This window comes from Halobacillus sp. A5, from assembly GCF_024189315.1.
Taxonomy (GTDB): domain Bacteria; phylum Bacillota; class Bacilli; order Bacillales; family Halobacillaceae; genus Halobacillus_A.
This window is the reverse complement of sequence record NZ_JAIZEO010000003.1, coordinates 501,820-518,193: the sequence shown is the minus strand read 5'-3', so window position 1 is coordinate 518,193 and position 16,374 is coordinate 501,820. Positions and strand designations below refer to the sequence as shown.

The 16,374-nt window shown below is 41.2% G+C and carries 17 protein-coding genes; 4 read left to right on the top strand and 13 right to left on the bottom strand.

Annotated features, from left to right (window positions below; all coding sequences use genetic code 11):
- Positions 1-182: 182 nt before the first annotated feature.
- From cccB to hpf, 10 genes are all read right to left on the bottom strand, one after another.
- Positions 183-542, bottom strand: a complete 360-nt coding sequence (gene cccB, locus LF822_RS14335; protein WP_253924749.1) for a cytochrome c551 — start codon at positions 540-542, stop codon at positions 183-185.
- 54 nt (positions 543-596) lie between these two features.
- Positions 597-1,463 (bottom strand): YitT family protein, encoded by an 867-nt coding sequence (locus tag LF822_RS14330; RefSeq protein ID WP_253924952.1) that lies wholly within the window; start codon positions 1,461-1,463, stop codon positions 597-599.
- A gap of 108 nt (positions 1,464-1,571) precedes the next feature.
- Positions 1,572-2,450 (bottom strand): UTP--glucose-1-phosphate uridylyltransferase GalU, encoded by an 879-nt coding sequence (gene galU / locus LF822_RS14325; protein WP_253924748.1) that lies wholly within the window; start codon positions 2,448-2,450, stop codon positions 1,572-1,574.
- 118 nt (positions 2,451-2,568) lie between these two features.
- Positions 2,569-2,943 (bottom strand): hypothetical protein, encoded by a 375-nt coding sequence (locus LF822_RS14320; RefSeq protein WP_253924747.1) that lies wholly within the window; start codon positions 2,941-2,943, stop codon positions 2,569-2,571.
- Entirely contained in the window at positions 2,915-3,475 is a 561-nt protein-coding gene (locus LF822_RS14315; protein WP_253924746.1) for an acyl-CoA thioesterase, read from the bottom strand. Before LF822_RS14315 ends, LF822_RS14320 begins: the two co-directional genes overlap by 29 nt.
- Positions 3,476-3,836: 361 nt before the next feature.
- Positions 3,837-4,736 carry a cidABC operon transcriptional activator CidR gene (gene cidR / locus LF822_RS14310; RefSeq protein ID WP_253924745.1) on the bottom strand — a complete coding sequence of 300 codons (900 nt, stop codon included), beginning with the start codon at positions 4,734-4,736 and terminating at the stop codon, positions 3,837-3,839.
- A gap of 97 nt (positions 4,737-4,833) precedes the next feature.
- Positions 4,834-5,935 (bottom strand): peptide chain release factor 2 gene (prfB, locus tag LF822_RS14305; protein ID WP_253924744.1). Its coding sequence is split into 2 segments (ribosomal slippage): positions 4,834-5,862 and positions 5,864-5,935, totalling 1,101 coding nucleotides; the frame shifts between segments, so codons are not numbered across the junction.
- Between the two features lie 73 nt (positions 5,936-6,008).
- Positions 6,009-8,525: a preprotein translocase subunit SecA gene (secA, locus tag LF822_RS14300; protein WP_253924743.1), complete on the bottom strand. Its 2,517-nt coding sequence runs from the start codon at positions 8,523-8,525 to the stop codon at positions 6,009-6,011.
- 175 nt (positions 8,526-8,700) lie between these two features.
- Positions 8,701-8,901: a hypothetical protein gene (locus LF822_RS14295; protein ID WP_253924742.1), complete on the bottom strand. Its 201-nt coding sequence runs from the start codon at positions 8,899-8,901 to the stop codon at positions 8,701-8,703.
- Between the two features lie 228 nt (positions 8,902-9,129).
- On the bottom strand, positions 9,130-9,690 hold the full coding sequence (gene hpf, locus LF822_RS14290; protein ID WP_253924741.1) for a ribosome hibernation-promoting factor, HPF/YfiA family: 561 nt from the start codon (positions 9,688-9,690) through the stop codon (positions 9,130-9,132).
- Between the two features lie 374 nt (positions 9,691-10,064).
- Here hpf and LF822_RS14285 point away from each other — a divergent pair, with 374 nt between their 5' ends.
- The 4 genes from LF822_RS14285 (at position 10,065) to LF822_RS14270 (ending at position 13,991) form a co-directional block, all read left to right on the top strand.
- A complete protein-coding gene (locus LF822_RS14285; RefSeq protein ID WP_253924740.1) occupies positions 10,065-11,192 on the top strand; it encodes an acyltransferase in 1,128 nt (375 codons plus the stop codon).
- 242 nt (positions 11,193-11,434) lie between these two features.
- Positions 11,435-12,229, top strand: coding sequence for an ABC transporter ATP-binding protein (locus LF822_RS14280; protein ID WP_253924739.1), 795 nt, complete (start codon positions 11,435-11,437; stop codon positions 12,227-12,229).
- A complete protein-coding gene (locus LF822_RS14275; protein WP_253924738.1) occupies positions 12,207-12,965 on the top strand; it encodes an ABC transporter permease in 759 nt (252 codons plus the stop codon). Before LF822_RS14280 ends, LF822_RS14275 begins: the two co-directional genes overlap by 23 nt.
- Positions 12,966-12,986: 21 nt before the next feature.
- A complete protein-coding gene (locus LF822_RS14270) occupies positions 12,987-13,991 on the top strand; it encodes an aliphatic sulfonate ABC transporter substrate-binding protein (protein WP_253924737.1) in 1,005 nt (334 codons plus the stop codon).
- Between the two features lie 81 nt (positions 13,992-14,072).
- Here LF822_RS14270 and fliT read toward each other — a convergent pair whose 3' ends face one another.
- From fliT to LF822_RS14255, 3 genes are read right to left on the bottom strand one after another with little or no spacing between them, the layout of a single operon-like run.
- The gene (gene fliT, locus LF822_RS14265) at positions 14,073-14,426 is read right to left on the bottom strand and encodes a flagellar protein FliT (RefSeq protein ID WP_253924736.1); all 354 of its coding nucleotides are present in this window, start codon (positions 14,424-14,426) and stop codon (positions 14,073-14,075) included.
- Positions 14,426-14,815: a flagellar export chaperone FliS gene (fliS, locus tag LF822_RS14260; protein WP_253924735.1), complete on the bottom strand. Its 390-nt coding sequence runs from the start codon at positions 14,813-14,815 to the stop codon at positions 14,426-14,428. Before fliS ends, fliT begins: the two co-directional genes overlap by 1 nt.
- 22 nt (positions 14,816-14,837) lie before the next feature.
- Complete coding sequence (locus LF822_RS14255; protein ID WP_253924734.1) at positions 14,838-16,322, bottom strand: flagellar hook-associated protein 2; 1,485 nt, start codon at positions 16,320-16,322, stop codon at positions 14,838-14,840.
- Between the last annotated feature and the right edge of the window lie 52 nt (positions 16,323-16,374).

Here is a 16,374-nt window from a genome sequence, read left to right as displayed (position 1 = left end):
TTTAGCAGCCACTAGTAGACATCAGGCTCGTTAGCAGGTGGTCCCTATTTCCACATATTAAATAATAGAACCAAGCGTTTCCAAGTAATTTTGCCTTTTCTAATTTAGATACCATAGATTTAATAAAACTCACCATAAAAAACCTGACAGCAATTGCTGTCAGGCTATAACAAATTATTAAATTATTCCATTGAAGCCAGCCACTCTGCTACAACTTCGGCATCCTGGTCTTCTACATTTTGTGCCTGCATAGAGCCTTTTCCATTATGGATAATTTCCTGAATCTCTTCGGCGGAATATTTAGATCCGATTTCGTTAAGGGCAGGACCTACATTCCCTTCCATGTCTCCTCCATGACAGGTTGCACAACTTTGTTCATAGACTTGCTCAGCAGCTTCTACATCTCCATCAGAATCACCTTGTTCTTCAGAAGACTCTTCGGTTTCTCCGCTGTCGTCTCCGCCTTCTTCATCTCCGCTGCCACCGCAGGCGCCCAGGATAAATACAAAGCTGATCAGCATGGCCCATAAAAATTTCTTCATTTTACATCCCTCAAATCAATGGAATTTTTTATGATATAGACTATTATAACCCACCTAAGTTGTTTTAAAACCCTCTCCAAGTACCTCTGTAGCGTTCATGGCTACGACAAACGCGCCGGGATCAATAGTTTTTACGGATTGTGTCAATTTAATGAATTCGTTCTGCTGAACAACACACATAATGATACGCCGCTCTCGTTCTGTATAACCTCCAGACCCATTGAGCACAGTAACTCCACGATCAATTTCATTTAAAATCGCAGCTCTTACCTCTTCGACATCTTCCGTTATGATCATCACATTTTTCGAAGTATTCAACCCTACCTGTACAAAATCAATCGTACGGCTGGTTACAAACAGTCCAATTAATGCGTATAGTCCTTCTTCTACTGAAAAAATAAGCGCAGAAGTTAAAACGATCATCCCATCAAGAAGGGCCACGCTGATTCCAAGTGGGAGATGCGTAAACTTATGAAGGACTTGGGCAGCTAAATCGATACCTCCCGTAGAAGCACGACCCCGGAATACAATACCGAGGCCTATACCTACACCCATACCGCCAAAAATAGCGCCGAGCAATGGGTTCGGGGTTGCCGGCTCTAAGTTATTCGTAAGCAGGACAAAAAGTGGAAGCACTATCGTGCCTACAAAAGACTTAAGTCCAAAGTTCTTTCCCAATAGCAGAACCCCTGTAATAAATAAAGGAACATTAAGTACAGCCTGTACAACTCCGGGCTCCCAGCCAAAGACACCTTTCGTTATGATACTAATTCCGGCTACCCCGCCGGAAGCAATGTTGTTAGGAAGTAAGAAAACATTAAAAGCTAAAGCTACAAAAAAAGACCCCAATATTACAAGACTATATTCGATCAAGTGTCTTATATAAGAAGGCATAGGTTCTCTTCTATATTTTTTTGCCATCATCATAAGTTGATTCCTCCCGCATCGGTTAACTACGGATAGGAGTATAACACTGCCTGACAACCGTGTAAACGCGACTTAAATAACGCATTAATATACTAAAGAACACTACTTCTTAGTGGTTTCTTCATTCACTATAGAACGGATCACACGTAAAACATCTTCACGCATGTCCTCTCTCTTTAAAGCCATCGATATCGTCGTTTCAATAAAGCCCAGCTGGTCTCCCACATCATAACGGTCCCCTTCAAACTCATAACCATAAACTGATTGAGATTGGTTCAGCCGCTCAATCGCGTCCGTTAACTGAATTTCCCCACCAGCACCTTCACTCTGATTGTTTAATAACTCCATAATTTCCGGTGTGAGAATATATCTCCCCATAATAGCCAGGTTAGATGGAGCTTCTCCCTGCTTTGGCTTTTCAACAAAATGGTCCACCTGATAACGACGTCCTTTTTGATCAATCGGAGAAATTATCCCGTAACGGGATGTTTCATCTTCAGGGACCTGTTTCACACCGATAATTGACGCGTTTGTTTCCTCATGCTGCTTAATAAGTTGTTTAAGACACGGCGTTTCAGCTTCAACGATGTCATCTCCCAAAAGAACTGCAAAAGGCTCATCACCGATGAATTTACGAGCACACCAGACGGCATGACCTAATCCTCTAGGCTCTTTTTGACGAATATAATGAATATCAACCGACCCTGGCTGCTTTACTTTTTCCAGAAGATCAAATTTCTCCTTTTTATATAGGTTATCTTCTAATTCAAAGGAATGGTCAAAGTGGTCTTCGATCGCCCGTTTACCTTTCCCGGTAACAATAATAATATCCTCAATACCTGAAGCTATCGCTTCCTCCACTATGTATTGGATCGTGGGTTTATCTACGATTGGAAGCATTTCTTTGGGCATCGCTTTCGTAGCGGGAAGAAAACGTGTCCCTAATCCCGCTGCAGGAATGATCGCTTTTTTAACCGACATTAAAATCGCCTCACTTTTTTGTGGTTTCCTTAAGAATAGCAGAATTGCAATGGGATAGATAGAAAGGGGCTGCAAGTGAAAAAGCAGCACCTTAAATTAAAGGTGCTGCTTTTCTGACCTATTTAATAATCGTAGAACCTTGAAGCAGCTCAGGTTTTGCCCCAAGAATTAATAGAAACAACTTGGAATCGCCTACTTTGCTGTGCTTTTTCATTAACACCTGCAATTCCTTAAACTCGGAAAGATCTTTTAACTTTTGTACCTCTCTCTGATAAAGAGTGAGTATCGATTCCCTTACAAACTGCGGTTGATACCCCGGGAGATCTTCATCTCTTAATAATGACCCCATATACCCATACTTGATCTGCAGCTGCCTCGTTAAGCTGACCACATGGTGCAATTGTTCGTAAAGCCCTGCGTACTGCAGCTTTATTTCCTCCAAGTCTTCTTTAGCACGGTATATATCATTTAACCCCGCTAACATAACAGTCATGCTCCATCTCTCCTTTTTCCCATGGTTTTTCTAATTCAATCATCTTCGTTAATTCTTTACTGTGCTTTCTCCGAATTCGGCGAGTCTCTGCACGTTCTTTTCCTGATTCATAAAGGAACTTTTCTTCCTCAGTTTCAGGCAGAACTTCTGGAACTTTAACCGGCTTTTTACGATCATCCAAAGCAACAAATGTAAGAAAAGCTGTTGCTGCCATACGACGTTCCCCGGAAATCATATCTTCTGCAATAACCTTACAAAAAATCTCCATCGATTTATCTCCTGTATAAGAAACAAATGACTCCACGCATACTGAATCGGATTGAGTAATCGGGTATAAAAAATCAATGGAATCCGTGGAGGCGGTCACACATTCTTTCACACGCGCGTGACGCCGGGCAGATAGAGTAGCATTGTTATCTAGTTTTTTCATTAAAACCCCGCCAAACAGGGTGTTGTAATTGTTTAAATCATTGATCATCACTTGATCTGTATTAACAATCAAACTCTCTTTTGGACTTTTGACCATAGTCATATCATTTTTCCTTTCCGTTTCTATAATGAATTTCTAATTCAAGTGTAAAAGTGATTTCCGGAGAAGTGAAATAGTTATTCATCATGATCAGCATAGACAACATCTATGCAAATGCTTTCACCCATTCTAATTAAGCATAGATTTGATAAAACAGTAATAAATAAGAGGCTGAATTAAATGTTATTAAAACAAGAAAGACCCGAACAATTTCTTGAATTGATCGGGTCTTTCTGTATTCAGCAGTCACCGCTTCGTTTACTTACTGCAGGCACGTCTCCATGAGCCCTGCTGCGTTGACTACTCTTCATAGTATTCATTTTTAAATGATTGTACATGATTCGCCTTTTCAGATGACAGATAATTATTTTGGACCAGCCTTTCCTATAGTTAACCGATCTTGAACAAATGTAAGCCATTCCTTTGTGGCATAAGATAAGTAATGGTTTTTACGCCAGATCACCGCCAGGTCCCATTCGATGATCGGCTTAACTACTTTAACCGTTTGCACATCTTCTTTTAAGAGTTTAGAAACACTGTAGGGTAAAATCGAAATTCCGAGATTTGATGCAATCATTTTCCCTATAAAATCCCATTGAGAGCTTTCAGCCACTACCTTCGGCTGGAACCCCGCTTCCTTACACGCGCCTGTAATCCGATCATTTAATGCAAAGTCCTTGTTAAAGAGAATCAGCTGCTCCTCCGTTAATTCTTCAAGTTTAATTTGCTTTCTGGCAGCCAGAGGATGTGTGGGCGGTACAACGACACCAAGTTCTTCATTCATAAACGAAAAATAGTGGAATTCTTCCTCTTCTGTTGGCAGCACTGTAATTCCAACATCCAGATTCTCCTGTAATATATCTTCCTCGATTTTTTTCGCTCCGTTTTCTAGAAGCTGAAAGGTAATATTAGGGTAAAGTTGGTGAAATTCCCCAAGGATTTTGATAAAATGATCGGCATCCATAATTGGCGGAAGACCGATCCGGATGTGGCCTCTTTGCAATCCCAGTAAATCATCGAGTTCCATCTGCAGGTTGTTAAAGGCTTTATCAATCGTCTGAGCCTGATCTAAAATCACCCGTCCTGCATCCGTTAATACGAGCTGTTTCCTGGAACGTTCAAAAAGTTCCACCCCAAGCTCAGCTTCTAGATTCTTGATCATTTTACTAATAGTGGGCTGGGTTACAAATAAATGATCGGCTGCCCGGGTAAAGCTTTTAAAATTCGAAACTTCTATAAAATATTTGAGGTGTCTAATATCCATAAAGTCACCTATTTTCCCTTCTTTGGCGCTTTCTTCACGCTTACAAGCGAAGAGCCCAAAAAAGCTCCTCTCTAAAGTATAGAGGGAGCCCGTTTGGTCAATCCATCTGGGAACGCAGGTAAGCATTAATAAATTTGTCAAGCCCGCCGTCCATCACAGCCTGGGTATTTCCATTTTCCACATTGGTCCGATGATCTTTAACCATGGAATAAGGATGGAATACATAAGAGCGAATCTGGCTTCCCCAGCCAATTTCCTTTTGTTCCCCGCGTATTTCATCGAGTTCTGCCTGCTGACGCTCAATCTCGAGCTGATAAAGCTTCGATTTCAGCATTTTCATCGCCTGATCACGGTTTTTCAATTGTGAACGTTCAGATTGGCAGGTTACTACAGTGTTAGTAGGCACGTGAGTAATACGTACAGCTGAATCGGTCGTGTTTACGTGCTGACCACCCGCTCCACTTGAACGATACGTATCAATCTTCAAGTCTTCCGTTTTTACATCGATTTCTACTTCATCGTTAAATTCGGGCATCACTTCACATGAAACAAAAGAGGTATGACGGCGTCCCGAGGAATCAAAAGGAGAAATTCTTACGAGCCGGTGTACACCTTTTTCTGCTTTTAAATACCCGTACGCGTTATGGCCTTTAATTAGAAGTGTTACACTTTTCACTCCCGCTTCTTCCCCCGGAAGATAATCCATCGTTTGTACTGAGAATCCTTTCTTCTCTGCCCACCGGGTATACATACGAAGCAGCATACTGGCCCAATCCTGTGATTCAGTTCCCCCTGCACCTGGGTGCAGCTCCAGGATGGCGTTATTTTTGTCATAGGGCTCGCTTAACAAAATGTTTAATTCGAAGTTGTCTAAGTCTTCTACAAGCTTAGTCACTTCCTCTTCTAATTCCTCACGAAGATCTTCATCATCTTCCTCTTTCACAAGTTCATAGGAAACTTCCATGTTTTCATGGTTTTCCTCATGCTGCTCCAACGTGTGGACGAGACCTTTCAGACCGTTTACTTCATTAATTACTTTTTGAGCGGTATCCTGATTATCCCAGAAGCCGGGTTCGGTCATTTCTTCTTCCAATTCAGCAATTCGAGTCTTCTTTTGATCGACGTCAAAGAGACCCCCTGAAGTCCGCTAACCGCTTAGCTGTATTATCTAACTGATGGCGAATGTCTGCCATATCCATTATTCATCACTCCTAATAAAATGGTACGAAACACAAGGCAAGACACTTCCACGAAAGGAAGTGTCTCATTATTTTAAGATCCGTGACAGTTCTTATATTTTTTGCCGCTGCCGCAAGGGCAAGGATCATTACGCCCTACTGTATCCTTTTTCACATAAGGCGTGTTTCTTTTGCTTTCTTTACTTTCCTCTCCGCTTCCTGAAACTGCCTTTGCTCCTTGAGCAACTTCCTGGCGCTGCAGATTGTTGCGGATTTGAGCTTTCATCACATACTTGGCAACTTCTTCGTCAATGGTTTGAACCATTTTCTCAAACATGCTGAAGCCTTCAAATTGGTATTCACGCAGAGGATCATTTTGACCGTAAGCCCGCAGGTGAATTCCCTGACGGAGCTGATCCATTTGGTCAATGTGGTCCATCCACTTCTGATCCACGGTGCGAAGCAGAATAACCTTTTCGAATTCTCGCATTTGACCTTCTTCCATCTCTGCTTCTTTCTCATTATAACGCTCTTTTACTTTTTGTAATATCAACTCTTGCATTTCTTCAGGATCTTTCCCTTTTAACTCCTCAACTGTAACATCGCCTTCTTGCAGCAGATTCGCTCTGCAATATTCCACGATAGCTTCAAGGTCCCAATCTTCATCCAGCTCTTCCGTTGTATGAGCCTGGACTGTTTGTTGAACGACTCCCTCAATCATCTGCTCAATAATTTCACGTAAGTTATCAGAAGTAAGAACGTCGTAGCGCTGTTTGTAGATAACTTCACGCTGCTGACGAAGTACATCATCGTAAGATAGAATCGTTTTACGCGCATCAAAGTTGTTACCTTCCACACGTTTTTGAGCCGACTCCACAGCACGGGAAATCATTTTACTTTCGATAGGCTGTGAATCGTCCATACCTAAACGTTCCATCATGTTGCGCATATTATCAGAAGCGAAGCGGCGCATTAACTCATCGTCCGTCGAAAGATAAAACTGCGACATGCCGGGATCACCCTGACGACCGGAACGGCCACGAAGTTGATTATCAATACGGCGTGATTCATGACGTTCTGTACCTAGTACTGCCAGTCCCCCAAGATCACGAACTCCATCACCCAGTTTAATGTCCGTACCACGGCCGGCCATGTTCGTCGCGATCGTAATTGCGCCTTTTTGACCCGCATTCTCAATAATTTCGGCTTCACGGAAGTGATTCTTTGCATTTAGAACATTGTGAGGGACTTTTGCTTTCGTTAAATAACGCGAAATAATTTCAGACGTTTCAACGGCCACCGTACCAACAAGTACAGGCTGCCCTTTTTGATAGCGCTCTTTAATATCCTCAACCACTGCTTTGAATTTTCCGTCCATAGTTTTATACACGAGGTCCGGCTTGTCGTCACGGACAATCGGCTGATTCGTTGGAATAGAGATGACACGCATGTTGTAAATATTAAGAAATTCTTCTTCTTCCGTCTTAGCCGTACCTGTCATTCCTGCAAGCTTCTCGTACATTCTAAACAGGTTCTGGAAAGTAATCGAAGCCAGAGTCATGCTTTCATTTTGAATACGCAAGCCCTCTTTGGCTTCAATGGCCTGGTGAAGACCGTCACTATAGCGGCGGCCTTTCATTAGTCGACCTGTAAATTGGTCAACGATAACTACATCATCTTCTTCAACCACATAATCAGTATCACGCTGCATCGTCGTATGAGCTTTTAATGCTTGATTGATATGGTGAATCAATGAAACGTTGGCAAGATCGAAAAGGTTTTCTATTTTAAAATACTTTTCTGCTTTGTTTATACCTTCTTCAGTCAGCTGTACGTTCTTTGTTTTCTCATCAAACGTATATTCATCATCCTGTCTAAGCAGGCGTACAAAAGAATTGGACGCCTGATATAAATCAGCTGATTTTGAAGCAGTACCTGAAATAATTAATGGGGTTCGAGCCTCATCGATTAAAATAGAATCCACTTCATCAATGATCGCGTAATGAAGCGGCCGCTGAACCATTTGTTCTTTATACAAAACCATATTATCGCGCAGATAATCGAACCCGAATTCGTTATTTGTACCATACGTAATATCAGCAAGATAAGCTTCACGTTTATCATCTTTTGACATGCCGTTTAAATTCAATCCGACAGTCAGTCCAAGAAACTGAAAAAGCTCTCCCATTTCTGTAGAGTCACGGCTTGCTAAATAATCATTTACCGTAATAATATGAACGCCTTTACCAGTAATTGCATTCAGGTAAGCAGGCATAGTGGAGGCTAATGTTTTACCTTCCCCTGTTTTCATTTCTGCAATATTACCTTCATGTAAAGCTACAGCACCCACTACCTGTACATCAAACGGACGCATTCCAAGTACCCTTTTTGATGCTTCACGAACGACAGCAAAGGCTTCAACCTGCATATCTTCCAGTGTTTCGCCTTGTTCGTAACGTTTTTTGAATTCTTCTGTTTTACTGCGTAAACCATCATCAGACAGCTTAGCTATATCTGACTCTAATTCATTCACTTTCTCAGTTGTTTTTTCTAAACTTTTTAGCTGGCGTGAATTCCCATCACCAAATATTTTTTTAAGCGTTCCAATCATTGCAACCGCTCCTCTTTAATTTCCTATCTTCGGTTGAATTTAGTTTAATCCACACATAATCATAACACTAAAGAGAGCGGGGTGACAACAAATCACGGCTTAGATACCTACGGGAGATTTAAGAAAAGAGACGAACGGACAGTCCGGGGAAGAACTGCTCGTTCGCTGGAGGCGATTAAGGGGTTAAGGAAGGGGCCAATCGAGGCTTGTGCTCACGAATGAGCTGGTGTTCCATTTTCATTTGACGCTGATCCACGTCGTAAATCCGGCGGTTTGCTGCGCCTATGATCTCTACGAGCTGTGCAACGGTTTCCTCCTGCTGCTTAATTCTCTCATGTAAATGATGACAATTAGAGCAAGAATAAGTATGTGACATGATATCGCCTCCCATGCAGGTTTCTTGCTATTTATTTATAACACTATAGATAAATTAAAAGAAAAGCTTAATTTTTGGTTTTTAAGCACTTAATACGCAGCAGAATTTAAAGATCCTTATTAACAAAATTCACTTTAGTTATGCATTTTCACAGAATAATTAAAGGTTTTATAGTTCCAACAAAAAAAGAACAGCCCCTAAAATAAGGACTGTTCCATTTTGTTATAATCACGTTTCAATTAACCCATATTTTCCATCACGACGCTTGTAAACAATATTAGTTTCATCAGTATCTGCATTAGTAAATACGTAAAACGCATGGCCGAGCAGATCCATCTGCAGCGCAGCCTCTTCACTATCCATTGGTTTTAGATCAAAACGCTTCGTTCTTACAATTTCAATATCAGAATCATCATTATTATTTAATTCCCGCTGTTCCTGAGCTTCCCTCTCCAGTTCAGCAAACACATATTTCGGTGCGCCCTCCTGGCGGGATCTGCGATTCACTTTTGTTTTGTACTTGCGAATTTGTCTTTCCAATTTATCTACCACAAGGTCGATGGCAGCGTATAAGTCTGCATTGTGTTCTTCTGCACGAAGAAGTAAGTTCTTCATCGGGATTGTGACCTCGATTGTCTGCTCATCATTATAGACACTTAAATTAACGTGTACTTCAGATGACGGCGGAGTTTCAAAGTAGCGCTCCAGTTTGCCCACCTTTTTCTCCACATAATCCTTTATAGGATCCGTCACCTCTAAGTTTTCACCACGAATGTTGTAAGTTAACATCTAGAAGTGTCCTCCTTTCATCCTTATGTAGTTTATATTCTACCATACCCCAGCCTATTCCTGCATAAACTTACGCAATCTTTTGACTATTTTATGTCGGTAAATGATGGAATACTGGTTATAAAGGCGTTATTACAAGAAATAAAGTCCAGACTAAAGGTTGAATGTATATCTTTGCAATATACACCAACTCCCCCAAAAAAACTTTTATTAGATAATGATAAGAATCAAACAAAATAATTATAAAAGCATTTAATTCATCATCTTATTTTATTAAGATAATTATAAATTGATTTTTGGAGAAACGGTCAAAGAAATCTTAAACAGACTAACTCTATAATGCACCACTAGAACATACATGAGGATGATGGTTTTTGGAGAAAAAATATTTATATGAGATTAACTTTGTACGGGCAGTTGCCTGCTTATTCGTTGTAATGGTTCATGTAGGAGCGCGTTTTTATGGCGCTTATGATGGCAGCCACACTACTATCACCAACTTTTTCAACCAATTATCGAGAATAGGAACACCTCTATTCGCCGTAATGAGCGGCTTTCTGCTTTATAATCAAATGGCAAAAAAACACTTTAAAGTTGGACACTTCTTAAAAAGCCGTATGGTCAAAATTATTTCCCCTTTTGTCGTATGGAGTCTGTTTTATTTAATGTATGACTACTTTAACGGAATAGAAGCCTTCCCTGATTGGTCTAACCAGAGAGAAGTTATGGATTTCACTTATCAGTTCATCACTGGAGAATCTTACTTTCATTTATATTTTATCAGCTTAGTCATCCAGTTTTACTTTGTATTTCTGCTCATTAGAAAATGGATGAACCTGAGAACAGTTACGCTGGCCACTATCGCATCCCTATATATCAATTACCTATTTATAACGAATGAATTCGATCTGGCTAATTCCTATTTAAGCTCCTTTATTAACAGCCGAACCTTTCTGCTTCAATGGATCTACTATTTCATGCTGGGTGCATTACTAGTAAAACTCTGGCCTTATATTCATCAACTATTAGTAAAGAAATCCAATCAAAGGTACACCTTAATTACCGGCTTACTCGTTATTTTATTCACTGTCCTTGATTATCACTCCCACCAGCAGATTATAAACTCCAACGAAAATGTATTGAACTTTATCACGATTCCCATTGCATTCGTTGTGCTGATCAGCTTATATTATCAACTCATCTTTTGGAAAGATTTTATTATGGAAGCTTTTATCAAGCTTGGAAATATGTCTATGGGAATTTACCTGATTCATCCTTTTGTGATAGGTCTGTATGAACGTTTCGCTCCATATGACGTCTTTGCCGAACCTTTTTACATTATCCCGTTTCATATTATGGTCGTACTTATATGTATTCTCTTATTAAAAATAATTTCTTATATTCCGTTCAGCCAATACATTGTTACCCTGGTCCCATCCAACACGAAAAATATTCACTATAATATGAACGAAAGCCGTAAACTAATTAAAACAACAAAATAAAAAACAGCGACGACTACCTGGGTCAGCTCCTATTACGAAGGAGCTGACTTATTTTTTTAACTATATTACATACATCCGTTTAAGGAAATGTGAAACTTAAATGCAGTCTCAATGATAAACAGTGCAAATATTTAAAATTGGGCGAAAAAAGCGTTGCGCGGTTCCTAAAAGAACGGTATAATCATACACTAGAACTAAAACCAACTAAATCAATAGGAATTATAAATAAAGGAGGGATTGAAGTGTTTCTTGAATTTGATCAAGTCGGAAAAAAGTTTAAAGACAAAGAGAACGGCGAATTCGAAGTGTTCTCAGATATCAATTTGTCAATTGAACGAAAAGAATTTGTCTCCTTGTTAGGTCCTTCAGGATGCGGAAAATCCACACTTCTTTCAATGGTGGCAGGTCTTGAGAAATCGACTGCCGGCGCTATATCACTCGAAGGGGAGAAAATTAAAAAAGCCGGCCCAGATCGAGGCATGGTCTTCCAGCAGGCTTCCTTATTTCCCTGGCTGAATGTACGTGATAACGTTACCTTCCCGTTAAAATCCACTATGAGTAAAAAAGAAGCGGAAGAACGGGCAGATCACTTCTTGAAAATGGTTCATTTAAGCCGCTTCAAAAAGCATTATACGTATGAGCTTTCCGGTGGAATGCAGCAGCGTGTAGCCATTGCCCGGGCACTGGCGATGGATCCAAAGCTGCTGCTCATGGATGAACCATTTGGTGCCCTTGATGAACAGACCCGCCATATTCTTCACGACGAATTGATCAAAGTGTGGGAAGAAACACAAAAAACCATTCTCTTCGTTACCCACAGCATTCAAGAGGCGATTAAGCTGAGCGACCGCATCGTCGTTATGGGAACACGGCCGGGAAGAATTATCGCTGATTTTAAAGTGGATATCCCGCGTCCACGCAGTCGTACAGATGCAAGAGTAGTGGAACTTGAAGAACAGGTAATGGACCTCCTTAAAGATGAAATAAATAAAGTATTAAAGGAAGAACTCGAAAATGAAGTGGAATATACTTATTAAACGAATTTTGTTTCTCGTTGCAGTCATTGGCATCTGGCAGCTCATCTTTACATCAGGGCTGCTGGAAGAAATCGTATTTCCCTCTCCTATCAGCGTAGGCGAAGCTTTATACAACGGATTTACCAGGGGAGATTTTTTCAGTGCCTTAGGGGCCAGCTTTAAGCACTTATTCATAGGGTTATCTATGGCCATTGCCTTTGGCACCCTTTTAGGTGTGATTTTAGGAAAATCAAAACAAGCGGACGAAACGGCAGGCATGTACTTGATTGCCATGCAAAGCATCCCAAGTATCGTCTGGGTTCCATTAGCCATTATGTTATTTGGTTTCTCGGAATTCGCCGTCATCTTCGTCGTCGTTCTTGGGGGCACTTTCGTTATGGGGTTAAACGTCCGAACTGCGATTCAAAGTGTACCCCCACAGTTTAAAAGAGCCGCAAGAACAATGGGAACAGGCGGACTGCGTATGTTCTTCAGAGTTGAAGTTCCTTCAAGCGTACCTTATTTCATGACAGGATTACGTTTAGCCTGGGCGTTCAGCTGGAGGGCTTTAATGGCTGGAGAACTTTTAAGCAACGGTCCTGGTCTTGGCTACTCATTAGCCTATGCCCAGGACTATGCACGAATGGATCAGGTGGTAGGAATCATCGTTATTATCGGTGTTATTGGTGCGATTGTGGATCAATTTGTTTTCTCTAAGCTTGAAGATAATGTGAGAAGCAGATGGGGATTAGCTTAACATTTGAAGGGAAGATGATATATGAAAAAGGTTTTATCAATTTTCAGCATCATTACATTAGCAGGAATTTTGGCAGCATGCGGAAGTGAATCAGGAGCAAGTAATGGATCAGGATCTGATGATGAAGTAACGATTGGGTACTTCCCGAACATTGATCACGCAGCAGGTATGGTTGCTGAAGAAAAAGAATTATATGAAGAATCACTCCCAGAAGGCACAGAAGTGAACTATCAATACTTCCCGGATGGATCGGCCTTTATGACAGCTATTGAAACCGGCGAAATAGAAGGCGGCATTGTCGGCCCCGGCCCTGCGATGAACCACTATACAAGTGGAGCAGATATTAATATTGTGGCCGCCGGTGCTACAGGCGGTACCGTTATTATGAAAAGAAAAGATGCTGATATAGAATCAGCCGAGGACATTAAAGGCAAGACTTTTATTTCTCCCCGCGTAGGCTGTACCCATGACGTCCAGTTCGAAACGTTAATGAAAGAAGAATTCGGCATTACATCTGACCGTTTAGACGGAGAAATGAAGCATGTTACAGGTAAACCCGCCACATACAGCAGCATGTTTGAATCCGGCAAAGTCGATGTAGCCGCTGTACCGGAGCCTTGGGCTGCATTTATTGAAGCGGAGGGCACAGGAGAAGTCATGTTTGAGAACGCTGAAGTCGCACATAATGAAAACATGCCTGCTTCCGTGTTTGTCACCTCTGAGAAACTGACTGAAAAGGATCCAGGACTCATCCAGGACTTAGTCGATGCCCATAAAAATGCGACCGATTACGTCAATGAGAACACAGATGAATCCAAACAGATCGCAATGGATAAAATTAAAGAAATTACAGACCAGAAACTATCACAGGAAGTCGTAGACAGCTCCTGGGACCGTATCAACTTCACCTATGAAGTCGATGAAAAAGAAATTCAAATGTTCGCTGACTCTTCCTATGAACTCCAGTTTCTTGAAGAAAAACCAAACTTAAACGGCTTGGTTGATACAACATTTATTAACGATTAAATAAAACGAAGAGCCTTTCCATTGCGGGAAGGCTCTTTTTAAATAGAAATAGTTTGGTCTGATTCCAGAGGGCAATAACATTTATTTCTTTCGGTCCATAAACATCCCGTCATAGGACGCCACACTTTCATAAGGATTGGTGTATTTTTTGTTACTCGACTTCTGTCTCTTCATATGACGCATCTCCATCTTCAAACCATTAAATAGAAATTCAAGCTTTTGATTAATATCAACGTCTAAGTACATTATCTGCTTGACGATAGCTTTTTCTTCTTCATCAGCCGGCTGAGGCAGCCCTTCCAGCATCTGAGCACGTTTCTTAAGAAGCCGCTGAACCTCCTGAATAACCTCATCCCGGTTATCATCCTTAACCTTTTGATTCACCTGCTGTGACAGTTCCTCGGTATACTGCAAAAAGACGGACCAGCTGCTCATTAAGCTGTTCCGCCTGTTCCATATTGAGCCTTGCGTGATTGAATGAGAACCTGCTTCCACGTATCACGAAATTCCGTAACCAGCTTCTCGACTTCATCAAGAACCTCCATATCATTCTGTGTATTCGCTTCAATCAGCCGGCGAAGCATATATTCGTATAAAGGAAGCACTTCATCCGCTACTGCATAATCCTGATTCATAGTCACCATCAGCTCGCGGATAATCGCCTGCGCTTTCTGCAGTACTTCATTTTTCTTAGCGTAATCCTTATTCTCTAGTGATTTTTTACCGGCCCGAATGAACTTAATACAGCCATTGTACAGCATCAAAGTCAGCTCCCCGGGAGAAGCCGTTTCTACTGAATTATTTTGATAGGCCTGAATAGACATCTAATCAAACACTCCTTTTAAATTACATCATGCCTCCGCCAAAGTTCTGCTGGATATAGGAGGACTGTGAGTTCATTTCCTGAATTGCTTCTTCCATGGCACCGAACTGATCCCAGTAGCGATTTTCCACAGTCGTTAATCTATCTTCAAAATTGAGCATTCGTTCATCAAGGCTTACAATTTCCCTTCCCAGCGTAAACGACTGATTTAAGCTGGTTTCCTTACCCGCCTTACGCTCGATCGATAAGCGTGTATTCGAAATGGTATCCTCAATTTGTCTTACAATCCCTTTGGAATTATCTTCTCCATCATTAGCAAACAGCTTCTTAACCGAATCAGCGTCCTGCGATAATGCGTCACGAAGCTTGTCTTCATCGACCTCAAGCTTTCCGCGTTCACGGTAATTCGAGGAAGTGTCAATCCCGATTTCAGAGAGATGCTTGAATTCACCGTTATTTTCGACATTACTATACAAGCTGTTCCTCATTTGAGTAAGGGCACCCGATATTACCGTATCGTTTTGAAGAAGACCTTTCTTCGCCTGTTCTTCCCATTTTTCTATTTCATCCTCCTCCATCGCATCTTTCTGTTCTTCAGTTAATGGAGGATAATCCCGATTCTTCCGTTCATTTAATTTCTCACCGAGTCCTTCTATGATTTCGTTATATTTATCAACAAAATCAGTGACCTTTTCTACCGCACCTTCCACATTATTCGTTACGTTAACAGTAGAGGAGCCGACCTCATTAAATGTAAGATCTAAACCGTTAATAGAGTAATTGTTGTCGTGAGAAGTAACTTTAAAATCCGCATCACCATAATTAAATTCAGCGTCTTCTCCGCCTTTTTCATTATTTAATCCAAGCGTATCCGTTAAGAAATCCGAACCATTACCTGAAAATTGAATTTCATCCCCATCCATGCGGTTTCCGGTCTCTGAACGCTCCATCATTACTTTGTCCGCACTCTCATCGTAAAAAGCTCTTACCCCTATACCTGCCTCACTTATATTCTGCAAAACATCATTAAGTGAGTCATCCTCTGCGATATCAAACGTTTCATCACCTTCACTTGTCGTAATAGTAAATGACCCGCTGTCTGTCCAATCCGGGAATTGTTCGCTTACTGCTCCATCCGGGTCAATCTTTTCCTCGTCAGAAGGAGATAATTTATTTTCACTAATGTTATAGGCAGCTGAAGCTAGCTGGGTTACCTCTACATCATACCGGCCTTCTCCGGCTTCAGAACCAGCCTCAGCACTGACAGCACCGCTTGAAGACGACGCTTCCTTCGACTGATAAGTTCGATCAAGCTTCATATCAAGAGCCAGGTTATCGAGTTCCAGAAACTCTTTATTAACATCACGATAAGCGTCCCGCTCCCATTCAATACCCGTCTTGTCCTGTTCCATTTTATTTAAAGGCTCGCGTTCTGCTGACATTAAATCATCAACAATTTGATTGATATCCATACCGGTTGCGTTACCGGCTACTCTCATGCCGCTCATATATTCACCTCGTAACTTAGGACAGCCTCTTATAAAGGTCATGTCCATTCCT